Here is a 14,676-nt window from a genome sequence, read left to right as displayed (position 1 = left end):
TTTTCAAAAAAGAATGGTTTAACGCCATTCTTTTTTTTATGCTATCACTTTGTCGTTTTTAAAAATTACTGAATTTATTGTTAATATTATTAACCTAAGGATAGCACGTGACCCAGCTCCAGAATCAGCCCCACACTCAATCAAGCACTCAGCCTGTTTATGCCACCCAATACCGTATTTATTTAGAAGATACCGATGCAGGCGGGATTGTATATCACGCCAATCATTTAAAGCTGTTTGAGCGTTGTCGTCGTGATTGGTTACGGGAATTGGGTATGACCAGTTATTTTTATCAAGCGCATTCAGCCGACGCTGTGAGTCAAGACGTTACTCACCATAGCGATAGTGGCAAACCTGATATCCAATTTGTAGTGAGCCAAGCCAACATCCGCTATTTGCGTCCGATTCTGCTTGATAGCGAAGTCACCGTTGTGATTGAGACGGCAGACTGCAAATCTGCATCATTACAGCTTGAGCAACGGATTTATGATAGCCACCAACAGCTTTTAAGCCAAGCCGAGATAAGTATTGTATGCGTGGCTACTAGTAAAGATGAAAAAGGGCAAACCCAAGTTCGCCCTACCCGTTTGCCCAAAGCGTTTGTGCAGCTGCTGCAGCTCGCTCAGTAAATGTATGATTGTCCTGTCTTACAAAGGTTATTTTGCTTTACAAGTTTGACAGGTAACTTGCTCATCTTCTAGGCGGTATGCCATCATACTGCCGCCCCACACACACCCTGCATCCGTGGCTCTGGCATTTGCCAAATCGACTTTGGCTTTTAGCGCCGCCCAGTGACCAAATAAGATTTTACGTTCGCGCGGCACTTGCCATTCAAACCATGGACGAAACCCCTCTGGCATTTTATCATCCAAACTGGATTTAAAGCTAAACTCTAGCGTGCCGTCCATTTGACAAAGGCGCATACGGGTAAAATAATTGCAAATCGCCCGCATACGCGCGTAGCCTGTCAGCATATTTGACCAAGGAACAGCTGTATCGCTATACAGGTTTGGCAGCAGTCTATCGAGTTGCCATAAGCTACTTCGTAGCTGAGTTTGCAATTCTGACGCATGCATGGCTGCTTGGGTGATACTCCAGTTTGGCGGGATGCCTGCATGCACCATCACGGTTTTATCATTGGGATAGACAAGCAGCGGCTGGCGACGAAGCCAGTTGAGTAATTCATCACAATCTGGGGCGTCAAAAATCGCTTGTGTTCTATCCTTTTTTTTGATCTTTATGACACCACGCCATACCGCGATCAAGTTAATATCATGATTGCCCAACACCATTTCGGCAGCACCAGCTTGGCAAAGACGTTTTACCAGACGCAGCGCGCTCAGCGAGTCTTCACCGCGTGCCACGATATCGCCAACAAACCATAATTTATCTTGCTGTTCATCAAACCCAATTTGCTTGAGCAGTGCCTGCAAATCGGCATAACAGCCTTGAATATCGCCAATGACAAATTGATGTCGAAAACCCATAACACCTCATACATCTTGAAAGTAAAATTTTAAACAGCTATAAAAAAATTAACCATTTGCCGCAATGCCGTTTGCCGCGATACCATTAGCCGCGATGCCATTAGACAAGGTCACAAAATCTTGTACTGATAACGTTTCAGGACGCGCCAGTGGATTAAGCCCCCATGCCACAAGCTGGGGTTCTGTGACCGCAGGCAAAATCGGCGATTTTTTAAAAATCGCGCGCAGTGTTTTACGGCGATGATTAAATGCCTCACGCACCACAAGGGCAAACAGCTTCTCATCGTCAGCCACAATCGGTTTTTGTTGATAAGGTCTGAGTCGAAATACCGCACTCGTCACTTTGGGTGGGGGGTTAAATGCCCCATTTGGCACCGTCAGTAAATAATCAGTTTCACAATAATACTGCATCATGATGGATAAGCGACCATATTCTCGGCTATCCACCGCTGCGGTGATGCGATCCACCACTTCCTTTTGTAGCATAAAGTGCATGTCTTCAATGACATCAGCAAAACTTAGTAAATGAAACAATAACGGCGTAGAAATATTGTATGGCAAGTTACCGACAATGCGCATTTTCTTGTCGGTGGTAGCATTAGGGTTATCGCCAATGACTTGTTGGAACAGCGCACGGTAATCCACTTCCATGGCATTGGCTTTGACAATGGTTAAGCCGTCATTGCTATTGGCGCCAATACGAATGCGCAAGCTGTCTGCCAAATCGGTATCAAGTTCGACAACGGTCAAGCGATTGACTTCCTTGAGTAGCGGCTCAGTAATCGCGCCCATGCCTGGACCAATTTCAACCATCAAATCATCGCGGCCTGCATGAATACTGTCAATAATTCTCCCAATAATCACTTGATCGTGTAAAAAATTTTGCCCAAAACGTTTTCTAGGCTGATGGGATAAAAAAGCAGAGACCGTCACTCAAAACATTCCTATAAAAATGAAATAATTATCAATGTTGTGCAGTATACGATAACCCTCACCGTCATCAGACACAAATCACTATTAAACTGCTCATTATAGCATAGCTTGACGCTCCATTATGACAATTTCATGACAACTCTAGACTATGGCAATAGGATAGCAATAGCTTTGCAACAGCATGACAACAATCTGCCCAATCGCTCAATTTGAATTTTTGTAGTTCATGTCATGCTACAAATTTTTGATGGGTCAATTTTTTGATGCGTCAATCGCCTGTCGAATTCTGATGACTAAGTTGTTATAATGCAACAAATTTAACTAACCCTTTATTTAGTGAGCATTGTATGGGCTTTAATTGTGGTATCGTCGGACTGCCAAATGTTGGTAAATCAACCCTGTTTAACGCATTGACCAAAGCTGGAATTGCGGCAGAAAACTTCCCGTTTTGTACCAAAGATCCCAATACTGGGATTGTACCTGTACCCGACCCACGTCTCAAACAACTTGCCGATATCGTCAAGCCTGAGCGCGTTGTGCCCACCTCAATGGAATTTGTGGATATCGCAGGTCTAGTGGCAGGCGCCTCCAAAGGCGAAGGCATGGGTAATCAATTCTTAGCCAATATCCGTGAAACCGATGCGATTGCCCATGTGGTGCGCTGCTTTGATGATGACAACGTGATTCACGTCGATGGACGCGTCAACCCATTATCCGATATCGAAACCATCAATACCGAACTTGCGCTAGCTGACCTTGAAGCAGTGAGCCGTGCGCTTATCAATGTCGGTAAAAAAGCCAAAGGCGGTGATAAAGACGCCAAAGCCATGCTGGATGTGTTTAACAAAATTGAGCCATTTTTAGCCGATGGTAAGCCTGCGCGCATGGCAAATCTGGACGAGGATGAGAAAAAAATCATCCGCAGTTATGGTTTAATCACCCTAAAACCGACCATGTATATTGCCAACGTGAGCGAGGATGGCTTTGACAACAATCCTTATCTTGACCAAGTACGGGAATTTGCGGCAAAAGATGATGCGTTGGTGGTCGCGCTATGCAACCAAATCGAATCTGAAATCGCCCAGCTGGATGACGATGAAAAACAAGAGTTTTTAGAAAGTATGGGTATGACTGAGGCAGGGCTTGACCGTGTGATTCGCGCAGGTTATGAGCTGCTTAATATGCAAACGTATTTTACCGCAGGGGTTAAAGAAGTACGCGCTTGGGCGGTCAAAGTGGGTGCCACCGCACCAGAAGCAGCAGGCGTGATTCATACCGACTTTGAGCGTGGTTTTATCCGTGCCGAAGTGATTGCGTTTGATGATTTTATTGAATATAACGGTGAAAAAGGCGCGGCAGCGGCCGGTAAATCTCGCCTTGAAGGTAAAACCTACATCGTGCAAGATGGCGATGTCATGCACTTTAGATTTAATGTCTGATTGTGCACGCATACGCCGATTGATATAAATAGGCAATTTTAGTTGCCTATTTTTTGCAAGTTTATTTTTTAAAAATGCTTGACTTGTATTGCAAGTCACTATCTTAATCCCTATAATATGCGTTCGTAATTTTGAGAGCCCTCGTTTCCCAGACACTCACTCTCAACTATTAACTCAAAAAGGTTTTTAAACATGAAAACTATCAGTGCTAAACCACATGAAGTGACACACGATTGGTACATCGTCGACGCTGAAGGTAAAACATTAGGTCGCTTGGCGAGCGAAATCGCATCACGCTTACGTGGCAAGCATAAGCCTTCTTACACCCCTCACGTTGACACAGGCGATTATATCGTTGTGATTAATGCTGAGAAAGTTGCTGTGACTGGTAAAAAAGCGCAAGACAAAAAATACTACCGTCACACCGGTTACCCAGGTGGTATCAGAGAGACTAACTTTACCAAACTTATCGCACACAAACCTGCTGACGTACTTAACAAAGCGGTTAAAGGTATGTTGCCAAAAGGCCCATTGGGCTATGCGATGATTAAAAAGTTAAAAGTTTACTCAGGTACTGAGCATCCTCATACTGCTCAACAACCTCAAGTATTAGATATCTAAGGAGTAACACATGGAACGCAATTACGGTACAGGTCGTCGTAAAACTTCAACAGCTCGTGTGTTCTTATCTGCGGGTACAGGTAACATCGTCGTCAATGGTAAGCCACTTGATCAATACTTTGGTCGTGAAACATCAGTAATGGTTGTTCGTCAACCTTTAGAATTACTGGATGCTGCTAGCAAATATGATATTTATGTGACTGTAAAAGGTGGCGGTATCAATGGTCAAGCGGGCGCGATTCGCCACGGTATTACCCGTGCATTGATCGAGTCAGACGAAACCTTAAAACCAGCGCTTAAAGAAGCGGGCTTTGTGACTCGTGACGCGCGTGAAGTTGAACGTAAAAAATTGGGCTTACGTAAAGCACGTAAACGTCCCCAATTCTCAAAACGTTAATATTTTTCGTGGTCGAAATTCTCGTATCGACCGCGTTTTTTGGCGTTTACAAAAAAGACTCTTGTTTACTGCAAGGGTCTTTTTTATTTACCTTAGGTAATTTATTTTATTGCAAAAATAGCATAAAATAGCAAAATTAGCGTAATTTAGGCACAGCTAAGGTGGCAATTCTGTAACAACTGATTTACAATAGCCACAAACCCAGTGTGGGAATATGGTTACCCACTTCATTAATCTGGAGGAGTTCTTAATGAGCCATGCCGAAGGCGTCGACGTTAAGCGTCGAAGAGTTTTAATCGCATCCACTGCCGCTATGGGCGCAGTCGGTGTCGCTGCTATTGCTACGCCGTTTGTGCGTTCATGGTATCCAAGTGCAAAAGCAGAAGCTGCGGGCGCACCTGTTAGCCAAGACCTAAGCAAACTCGAAGCAGGACAAATGATTGTTATCAAATATCGTGGTAAACCGATTTATCTTGTCAAACGTACCAAAGAGATGATGGATAATTTATCAAAAGTAGAATCATCACTTGCCGATCCAAAATCAGAAGGTTCATTACAACCTGACTACTGCAAAAATAATAGCCGCTCAAAAGACAATAGTGAAGTTCTAGTGTGTGAAGGGGTTTGTACTCACTTAGGTTGTGCACCAGGTTATCGTCCTGATGTCGGCGCAGCAGATTTGGGTGGCAGCAGCTGGGTTGGCGGATTTTTATGCCCCTGTCACGGCTCAAAGTATGACTTAGCTGGACGTGTTTTTAAGGGTCAACCTGCGCCTCGTAATTTGCCAGTTCCTGAGTATAGCATCAGCGGTACTATCTTAACGGTGGGGGCATAATATGAGTGCAAAGAAATTTATGCATTGGGTGGATGCGCGCTTTCCAGCGACAGAAACTTATGAATACCATATGTCAAAGTATTACGCACCAAAGAATTTCAACTTTTGGTACTTCTTTGGCGTATTATCGATGGTGGTATTGGTCAATCAGTTAGTGACGGGTATTTGGCTCACCATGATGTTCAACCCAAGTGCAGAAGGCGCATTTGCTTCTGTAGAATACATTATGCGTGATGTACAAGGTGGTTGGTTAATCCGTTATATGCACTCAACTGGTGCTTCGGCATTCTTCGTGGTCGTCTATCTGCATATGTTCCGTGGCTTGTTGTATGGTTCATACCAAAAACCCCGTGAACTTGTTTGGCTCATCGGTATGGGTATCTATCTGTGCTTAATGGCAGAAGGTTTCTTCGGTTACTTATTACCTTGGGGTAATATGTCTTTCTGGGGTGCCCAGGTTATTTTAAACCTACCAGCAGCGATTCCATTTATTGGTGATGCATTGGGAGAATGGGTAAAAGGTGACTATATCATCTCTGGTATTACCTTAAACCGTTTCTTCGCGTTGCACGTCGTTGCGATTCCTTTGATTTTAGTGGGTCTGGTATTTGTTCATTTGGTAGCATTACACCATGTTGGGTCTAACAACCCAGATGGTATTGATATCAAAAAACTTAAAGATAAAAATGGTGTACCCCTTGATGGTGTGGCTTTCCACCCGTACTACACCGTACATGATATGATTGGTATTGTGGTATTCTTTATCATTTTCTTTACTGTGGTATTTTTCTTCCCAGAAGGCGGCGGTTTCTTCCTTGAGCCACCAAACTTTGAAGCAGCAAACCCACTTAAAACACCTGCTCACATTGCCCCTGTTTGGTACTATACGCCTTTTTATGCGATGTTACGTGCAACTCCGTCTATGTTTGGTTCAGCCCTGCCGGGTGTTATTGTGATGGCAGCATCAATCGCCATTTTATTTGTATTGCCTTGGTTAGACAAATCGCCTGTGCGTTCAATGCGTTATAAAGGTATGTTGTCAAAAATCGCACTTGCTATCTTTGTTGTTAGTTTCTTGATCTTAGGTTACTTAGGGGTAATTCCATCAAGTGATACCGCAACGCTTGTGGCACGTATTTGTACTATTTTGTATTTCTTGTTTTTCTTGCTAATGCCAATCTATACATCGATTGAAACTTGCAAACAGCCACCTGAACGTGTAACTGGAGGTCACTAATGAAAGCGGTTAAAAAATTAGTTGCTGGATTGGGTTTGACAGTTGCACTAGGTTTGGGCGCGACAGCCGCACAAGCTAGCGAAGGCGGCTGTGGCACCTACAAAACAGTTGAGGGTAAAGACGCGCATTTGGCTTGTGAAACCGCTCCTGTGGATTTGACCAATAAAGCGTCCATTCAACGTGGTGCCTCATTATTTATGAGTTACTGTGCAGGCTGTCACTCAGCGCAATATGTTCGCTACTCAAAAATGTACAAAGACTTGGACATTCCAAAAGAGTTGGTGGAAAAATACTTGATGCTGACCACTGACCAAGTCGGTGACCATATCAATGCAGGCGTGGACCCAGAGCTTCAAAAAGCTTGGTTTGGTGCCCAGCCACCTGATTTGTCACTTGAAACCCGTCTACGTGGTAATGATTGGGTTTATACGTACTTGTTAGCCTTCTATGAAGATCCAAGTCGTCCTTGGGGTGCCAACAATATCGTACTGCCGAATGTTGCTATGCCGTTCGTCCTTCATGATATGCAAATGAACACCTCAAAAGAAGAATATCGTCGTAATATTGGTGATATCGTCAACTTTATGGCGTGGATGGCAGAGCCGCAAGCGCACCAACGTAAAGTATATGGTTTTTGGGTCATCTTATTCTTACTTGCGTTATTAATTCCAGTGTACTTACTCAATAAAGAATTTTGGAAAGACGTTAAATAAGGGTTGATATAAAAAAAGGTAGCTTAGGCTGCCTTTTTTTATGCGCATTTATTGCTTGGTTGCTACGATAACTTTGACAGTTATTGCTAATTCAGTCATTTTAAGCTAGGCTTACCCTTTACGCTGATACAGCTTATTATTTTTAACTATGTTGACCCCTACTTCGAACACCCCGTTGATTTATGCCGATGATGGCTACTTAAGTCACCAATTAAGGCTGGTTTTACTTGAGAAAAAAATAGAATTTACTGAGACGAACATTCGTGATGATGATGATTTTGCCGAAGATTTACCTGATATCAATCCTTACAACACGCTGCCGGTATTCATTCATCGTGAATTGATTTTATATAACAATCGTATTATTTTTGAATACCTTGAAGAGCGCTATCATCAGAACAAACTGCTACCTGAAAATCCGATTGAAAAGGCACAATACCGTCAATTATGGTGGCGCATTGAGAAAGACTGGATTAAACTGGCAGATACGCTATTGACCCATAAGGATACCTTAGATGTCAACCAAGCAAAGATGGCAAGAAAACAACTGACTGAATCTCTGGTTACCATAGCGCCGCTGTTTGCCCATAAGGCCTTTTTTCTTTCAGATACCATGGGTATATGTGATTGCATTTTGTCATCGATTTTATATCGCTTAAAACCCATGGGTATTGAATTGCCGCTGCACCTGTGCCGTCCGTTGTATCAATATATGGAGCGGATGTTTAATCGCCCAACCTTTAAAACCAGTTTAAAATAGTAATCATTAAAATAAGAGAATCACCATGGAAAACGACTTTCAACTCACCCCGACTCGCCCTTATATGGTACGCGCTATTTTTGAATGGCTTGAAGACAATAACCTAACCCCACATATCATGGTCGATACGACGCAGCCCAATGTCACCGTGCCTGTCGAATATGTGCAAGATGGTCGTATCGTACTTAATATCGCCAGCCGTGCTACAGGTAATTTGGTCATTAATAATGATTTTATTCATTTTCATGCGCGATTTGGCGGTGTTTCGCAAGAATTATGGGTACCGATGCAAGCGGTGATGGGGATTTATGCCAGAGAAAATTCACAAGGCATGTTCTTTGACCCAACGGAATACGATAATGCGCCGCAATCTGAAATCAACGCCAGTCAACCAGCCGATTCCACCGATGCACAACGTCCAAAACGTGAAAACAAAGCAGGGTTAAAAATCTTGGATTAGTGCATTGTCACTGGCAATATGGGTTTAATTTTGTTAAAATAATCAATTACTTTTTTAGTTTTGAATAGGATAACCATAGTCATGGCACGTGTCACTGTAGAAGATTGTCTAGAAAATATCCACAACCGTTTTGATTTGATTCTTGTTGCCAGTAAACGTGCGCGCCAAATCGCACGCGGTGTATCAGAACCTATGGTTGAGCGTGAAAATGATAAACCAACCGTACTTGCGCTGCGTGAAATCGCTGAAGGCCTTGTGACTAAAGAGATTTTAAACCAACCTGAGCGCGAATTGCCTAACAAATTTCACCATGTCGATTTGAGCATCTCAAGTGGTCATGGATTCTAACGGTAGCTTAAGCCACTGTTAATAGTTAGCGACTATTATTTTATAAAGAGTCACCTTTTTTAGGTGACTTTTTAGTTGAATTAAACGTGGAATTATATGTAACTTAGCTTGACAATTCGCAGTAATTTTGCGAATAATTAGGATATCTTTATAATACGTTTTTGCTAACTTTAGCTGGTTTGATGCCAGCTATTTTTATCCAGCCGTTTTTTATGATAGAGTTAACTGCTGACCAGGACAATATGAATTTTTTAGCAGGTTAAACCTATCGATCGTACGTTGAGGGCACATTTTTGAATATATCAACTTTACCAAAATTAAGCCATCCTGATGTGGATATTGCACAGTTTGACCTAATGCGTGTATTGGATTATTTGGATGATGCCGAACAGCAAATTGTTCTCAAAGCCTGTGCCTTTGGCGACCAAGCCCATATCAAAGATAAACGCAAATCTGGCGAGCCTTATATCACCCACCCTATGGCGGTAGCGGAGATTTTGGGTAGTTTTCGCATGGATGTCGATACCATTGTGGCGGCGATTTTGCATGATACTGTAGAAGATACACCTACCACTGAAGAAGATTTGACCCGAGAGTTTGGCAAGGCAGTTGCGCAAATCGTCAATGGTGTCACCAAATTAAAATCCTCCAATGAAAAACACATCAATAAAGCCGCGACTTTTTACCGCATTATTACCGCAACGCTAGAAGACCCGCGCGTGTTGATTGTCAAATTGGCTGACCGCTTGCACAATATGACCACCATTGAAGCTGTGCCTGAAAAAAAACAACAGGCAACCGCACAAGAAACGTTGGATTTTTATGTGCCGTTTGCTCGTACGCTTGGGCTTAATGATTTAGCCGACTATATCGAGATTTTATGTTATCGCAGCCTAAATGCGCCTATGTATAACAAGTTATCCGATAAGCTTATGCAGCATGGTTTGGGGCGCACCTTTCAACAAGAAGCTATTCATAACTATTTAAATATCGTTTTGAGCCGACTGGATGTTAAAGGTTATGTCAAAGATGTCGATAATCGCGTGACTTTGTTTCGCCAGTTCTTTAAAAACCGCGGCGAAATCACCGATTTGCTATGGCATTATGAATTTATGCTGGTCATGGATAAAGTGGAAGACTGCGACCAAATCGCCAAGTATTTTATCAATAAATACCAAATTGCGCCTGAGTGTATCGAAGACAATATCCGCCATCCGCGTGCGGGGGGCAACCAATCACTGACCATTACCTATAAAAACGGCCATGATACCATCAAAGTGGTCATTCTGACTAAAACCATGCTCAAAACCACCCGTTTAGGGATTTTGATGGGTGAAGCAGCATCGCCTCTTAGCCAGTCGGTAATTCAGGCCTCTCTACGCAATCTGCAAAACTTGATTGCCGACAATGAAAGCGATATCGAAGAGCAGCCATCCGATGCGGTGACGGTGGTTGATAAACTGATTGACTATCTTCACGAACGTAAAATTATTTGCTATACCCCAAACGGTGATGCCTATGAGTTGCCGCGCGGCTCCACAGCGCTTGACTTTGCCTATACTATCAGTACCCATATCGGTAACCGTGCAACGGGCGCTGAAATCAATGGCGTAGAAGCCAAACTGGGTACGATTTTGAAAACCGGCAATAGGGTCAAAATTCATACTGACCCCAATGCGATTCCAAAAGCGGAGTGGCTGGGTTTTGTGGCAACCAATAAAGCGCGGCGTGCGTTGTTTGAATGGTTAAAAGGCTTAAATCCTGAGCAAAAAGAGCACGAAGGTAAAACCGCCTTTGAGCGCGCGCTTAAAACGCAAAATCTTTCACTCGCTGATGTGAGCGATGAACAATGGCAACTGCTACTTGATTGGCGTGGCTTACAGGATAAAAGTGCGTTCTTTACGGAGTTTACCACAGGTAAATTGCTGCCGCAGATTGCCGTTTCGCGCTTATTGACCCAAGAGCAGCTTGCCAAAAACCAAGCCAGTGCCCATGCCGCTAACCAACCGCAAAGCTTGATTGCGGATGCCGCCAATATGGAGATGAATTTTTCCAGCTGTTGTCATCCTGTGTATGGCGACCCGATTGTCGGGCATATTTCAAAAAATGGCTTGGTGGTGCATCGACACAAATGTTTTTCAATTGATGAAATTCGCCGTGTCAATGAATACCAAGTGATTCCGCTACATTGGCGAGTGTCTAACAGTGAGGATGAGATATCCAAGCGTATTTATTTTGATGCCGCGCTAAAAATTAATCAAAACCTGACCGATGAGCAAATCAGTGATTTAATCTTTATTGTACGTGATACTCAGGCGGGTTTTGAATATATCGAACAGCGTAATGGCTACACCTTGCTGTTCGTGGTGGTGCAAAGCCGTGACCAGATTGCAAGCTTAATTCAGCGCCTACGTACCTTTTTGGGCTACCCCAATATTGTAAGGCTGTATCAATGGAATGACGAAGTGCTACTTTCTCAGAGCCAAAACACATCTGCAGCAAAAAATAAAGATATTTTATAAACCCATCATACTGTAATAGGAAATAATATGAGCCGTGACATCATTCATACTGACAATGCGCCTGCTGCGGTAGGCACTTATTCACAAGCCGTGAAAGTTGATAAGACTGTCTATATTTCAGGTCAAATCGGACTTGACCCAAACAGCATGACCCTAGCCGATGGCTTTGTTAATCAGACCAACCAAGTCATGTCAAACATCGATGCTATCTGCCAAGCCGCAGGTGGTTCGCTTGCCAATGTGGTGAAGTTTAATGTTTCGCTCACCGATTTGGCAGATTTTTCTGCCTTAAATGAGATTTTTGCGGCGCGTTTGTCTGCCCCTTACCCTGCTCGTGCCGCGGTGCAAGTGGCAGCCTTGCCAAAAGGTGCGGTGGTCGAAATTGAAGCGATTTTGGTTTTAGATTGATTTTGGTTTTAGATGAATGTTAACCCGCTCAAATGGAAGGTGAGTTACAAGACTTGCCTTTTTTTGTGTCAAATTTTTGCCCATCTGACCACAGTTTAACGGCTTGAATTGGGCTATAATTCAACCCTACAACAATTTTTAAAGGTGTGTTTTGCTAATCCAAGTTGCTTTACCTGTGCCCATTGATTCGGTGTTCGATTATCGCGTTGTGGGCGATGCGTTGCCCGCGATTGGCTGCCGCGTCCGAGTACCGTTCGGTGCGCGAAAATTGGTCGGCATTGTGGTGGCGCATATTGAGCACAGTCAGCTTACGCAAAATGCGATTAAACCTGTATTGGACATACTTGATGAGCTGCCGATTGTCGATGAGGCATTACTAAAACTCGCTTATTGGCTGTCTGCTTATTACTGCTATCCGCTTGGCGATGTGTTCGCTGTCATGCTGCCGACTTTGATTCGCCAAGGAATGATGCTCGACTACCGACAATTATGTTGGCGACAATTACGCGATGCCACTGACGAGGATTTTTCCGCCAGTGCAAAAAAACAACGCCAACAATTTGCTTTATGTGAACTGGTCATCAACTCGCATGGTAATTCTCATGGTGATGGCACAAAGGTTGTAACTGAGTTTGCGCTGATAGACCATGGTGTCGAGCCCGCTTATTTAAAAAAAATTGAGCAAAAAGGTCTGATTGCGCCTGTTTATCAAATGCCATCTTTACCCAAGCTTGCTAAGCTTGCCACCACGCCGCTCACCTTAAATTTACAGCAACAACAAGCCGTGCAAAAAATCACCCGCGCCTGCCAGCAGCCACACTATGAAGGTTTTTTGCTCAATGGCATTACGGGAAGTGGCAAGACCGAAGTGTATTTGCAAGTGATGCAAACGGTACTGGCACAAGGCAAACAAGTGCTTATCTTAGTGCCAGAAATTGGGCTGACCCCACAGACCAGACAGCGATTTGCCGAACGATTTGAAGCCCAAGTATTGATGCTACATTCGGGACTTAATGACACCGTGCGGCTTGATGGCTGGCAACAATGCCGACTGGGCTATGCGCAAATTATTATTGGTACGCGTTCGTCAGTGTTATACCCATTTGCTAATTTAGGGCTGATTATTGTCGATGAGTCTCATGACCAATCTTACAAACAGCAAGACTCTCTGCGCTATCACGCTAGTGACGTGGCGCTCTATCGAGGGTTTCAGCTTAATTGTCCGGTGATTTTGGGCACCGCGACGCCATCGCTTGAAAGCCTGTATCTGGTCCAACAAGGTAAACTCACCGAGCTTACTTTGACCCAGCGTGCAGGCGATGCCAAACCTGCCATCATGCAGCTGATTGATGCGCGCCAGCAGGCATGGCAAAACGGTTTGGCACAAAGCTTAATTCAAGCCATTCGGCAAACGTTGGATAAAGATGAGCAAGTATTGGTATTTTTAAACCGTCGTGGCTACGCGCCTATCTTATTGTGTGATGCCTGCGGTTGGCAAGCAGACTGCCCGCGCTGTGATGCGCATTTGACAGTGCATTTTCAGCCAGTGGCAATGCTAAAATGCCACCACTGCGATTGGCAGCAAGCCATCCCGAACCATTGCCCCAGCTGCGGTAGTAGCAATCTTGACCCTGTGGGCATGGGTACTGCGCGGATGGTTGAAGGGTTAACTGAGCTTTTCCCCGATGTACCTGTGATTCAAATTGACCGCGATACCACACGTAAAAAAAACAGTTGGGAGCAAGTGTATCAGCGTATTGCTGATAATCCCAAAGCCATTTTGGTGGGCACGCAAATGGTGGCAAAAGGGCATCATTTCCCCAATGTGACCTTGGTGGCAATTCCCAATGCTGATCGTGGCTTTTTATCCTCAGATTTTCGCTCGCCTGAGCATACCGCCCAGCTGATTATCCAAGTGGCCGGTCGTGCGGGTCGTGCCGATAAAGCAGGTCTGGTACTGATACAAACCCTGCAACCTGAAAATCCCGCGTTACTGACTTTGGTACGTGAAGGATATCTGAGTTTTGCCCAGCAATTATTGGCTGAGCGGCGCATGTTGGGATTGCCGCCATTTACTTACGCTTGTTTGGTACGGGTGGAAAGCAAATCGTTAGAAAACAATCAGCAAATTTTGCATCAAGCGATTGCGCTATTGCCATCACGCCAACACATGACAGCCTTGGGTATTGCGATTAATGGCCCGATGGATGCGCCGATGGCAAAGAAAAACAGTCGCTATCACTCGCATTTATTGATTTTGACCAAAACACGCCACGTTCGCCAGCAGCTATTGTCGGACTGGTGGCGACAGACAATTGCGTTGCCATCGGCAAAGTATGCCAGACTATCGATTGACATTGATCCGATGAGTTGGTCTTAACCTAACTTGCAAAACCCTTGCTTTTGCTAAACTGCTTATTTCGCGATGATGTTTAAATGGGCTTTTTTCAACTCGCTGAATGGGCTACAATTTAGCTAATTTTTGCCATTGATTAGGGTAAGTAAATAACAATGAC

Annotated in this window: 15 protein-coding genes; 13 read left to right on the top strand and 2 right to left on the bottom strand. The window is 44.0% G+C overall.

All coding sequences use genetic code 11. The features are described 5' to 3' along the window. Window positions 1-107 precede the first annotated feature (107 nt). Complete coding sequence (locus RTS10_RS07540; RefSeq protein WP_312539836.1) at window positions 108-629, top strand: thioesterase family protein; 522 nt, start codon at window positions 108-110, stop codon at window positions 627-629. Between the two features lie 27 nt (window positions 630-656). Here the strand turns inward: RTS10_RS07540 and RTS10_RS07535 are convergent, their stop codons facing one another. Together RTS10_RS07535 and rsmA are read right to left on the bottom strand one after the other, a co-directional pair. Then, window positions 657-1,487, bottom strand: a complete 831-nt coding sequence (locus RTS10_RS07535) for a symmetrical bis(5'-nucleosyl)-tetraphosphatase (RefSeq protein WP_096488653.1) — start codon at window positions 1,485-1,487, stop codon at window positions 657-659. 48 nt (window positions 1,488-1,535) lie between these two features. After that, a complete protein-coding gene (gene rsmA, locus RTS10_RS07530) occupies window positions 1,536-2,420 on the bottom strand; it encodes a 16S rRNA (adenine(1518)-N(6)/adenine(1519)-N(6))-dimethyltransferase RsmA (protein WP_312539834.1) in 885 nt (294 codons plus the stop codon). Between the two features lie 347 nt (window positions 2,421-2,767). On the opposite strand from rsmA, the gene ychF reads away from it, so the two are divergent. The 12 genes from ychF (at window position 2,768) to RTS10_RS07470 (ending at window position 14,540) form a co-directional block, all read left to right on the top strand. Next, window positions 2,768-3,859 (top strand): redox-regulated ATPase YchF, encoded by a 1,092-nt coding sequence (ychF, locus tag RTS10_RS07525; protein ID WP_312539832.1) that lies wholly within the window; start codon window positions 2,768-2,770, stop codon window positions 3,857-3,859. Window positions 3,860-4,051: 192 nt separating this feature from the next. Further along, on the top strand, window positions 4,052-4,480 hold the full coding sequence (gene rplM / locus RTS10_RS07520; protein WP_007116509.1) for a 50S ribosomal protein L13: 429 nt from the start codon (window positions 4,052-4,054) through the stop codon (window positions 4,478-4,480). Between the two features lie 10 nt (window positions 4,481-4,490). Continuing rightward, complete coding sequence (rpsI, locus tag RTS10_RS07515; protein ID WP_007116510.1) at window positions 4,491-4,877, top strand: 30S ribosomal protein S9; 387 nt, start codon at window positions 4,491-4,493, stop codon at window positions 4,875-4,877. 250 nt (window positions 4,878-5,127) lie between these two features. Continuing rightward, window positions 5,128-5,712, top strand: coding sequence for a ubiquinol-cytochrome c reductase iron-sulfur subunit (gene petA / locus RTS10_RS07510; RefSeq protein WP_007116512.1), 585 nt, complete (start codon window positions 5,128-5,130; stop codon window positions 5,710-5,712). A 19-nt stretch (window positions 5,713-5,731) separates the two neighbouring features. Next, window positions 5,732-6,949 (top strand): cytochrome b, encoded by a 1,218-nt coding sequence (locus RTS10_RS07505; protein WP_172823566.1) that lies wholly within the window; start codon window positions 5,732-5,734, stop codon window positions 6,947-6,949. Further along, window positions 6,949-7,662 carry a cytochrome c1 gene (locus tag RTS10_RS07500; RefSeq protein ID WP_060994769.1) on the top strand — a complete coding sequence of 238 codons (714 nt, stop codon included), beginning with the start codon at window positions 6,949-6,951 and terminating at the stop codon, window positions 7,660-7,662. The genes RTS10_RS07505 and RTS10_RS07500 overlap by 1 nt, the downstream gene beginning before the upstream one ends. Before the next feature lie 148 nt (window positions 7,663-7,810). Then, window positions 7,811-8,422, top strand: coding sequence for a glutathione S-transferase N-terminal domain-containing protein (locus RTS10_RS07495; RefSeq protein ID WP_312539828.1), 612 nt, complete (start codon window positions 7,811-7,813; stop codon window positions 8,420-8,422). A gap of 25 nt (window positions 8,423-8,447) precedes the next feature. Beyond that, a complete protein-coding gene (locus RTS10_RS07490; protein ID WP_060994768.1) occupies window positions 8,448-8,882 on the top strand; it encodes a ClpXP protease specificity-enhancing factor in 435 nt (144 codons plus the stop codon). A gap of 81 nt (window positions 8,883-8,963) precedes the next feature. Then, the gene (gene rpoZ / locus RTS10_RS07485; RefSeq protein WP_036601878.1) at window positions 8,964-9,230 is read left to right on the top strand and encodes a DNA-directed RNA polymerase subunit omega; all 267 of its coding nucleotides are present in this window, start codon (window positions 8,964-8,966) and stop codon (window positions 9,228-9,230) included. A 356-nt stretch (window positions 9,231-9,586) separates the two neighbouring features. Further along, window positions 9,587-11,752, top strand: coding sequence for an HD domain-containing protein (locus tag RTS10_RS07480; protein ID WP_312384594.1), 2,166 nt, complete (start codon window positions 9,587-9,589; stop codon window positions 11,750-11,752). A gap of 27 nt (window positions 11,753-11,779) precedes the next feature. Then, entirely contained in the window at window positions 11,780-12,160 is a 381-nt protein-coding gene (locus RTS10_RS07475; RefSeq protein ID WP_312384383.1) for a Rid family detoxifying hydrolase, read from the top strand. A 151-nt stretch (window positions 12,161-12,311) separates the two neighbouring features. Next, window positions 12,312-14,540: a primosomal protein N' gene (locus RTS10_RS07470; RefSeq protein WP_312539826.1), complete on the top strand. Its 2,229-nt coding sequence runs from the start codon at window positions 12,312-12,314 to the stop codon at window positions 14,538-14,540. Window positions 14,541-14,676: the final 136 nt, after the last annotated feature.

The organism is Moraxella sp. CTOTU47616, from assembly GCF_032017465.1.
Taxonomy (GTDB): domain Bacteria; phylum Pseudomonadota; class Gammaproteobacteria; order Pseudomonadales; family Moraxellaceae; genus Faucicola; species Faucicola tetraodonis.
The sequence above is the reverse complement of the archived record's forward strand: the minus strand, read 5'-3'. Positions and strand labels throughout refer to the sequence as shown.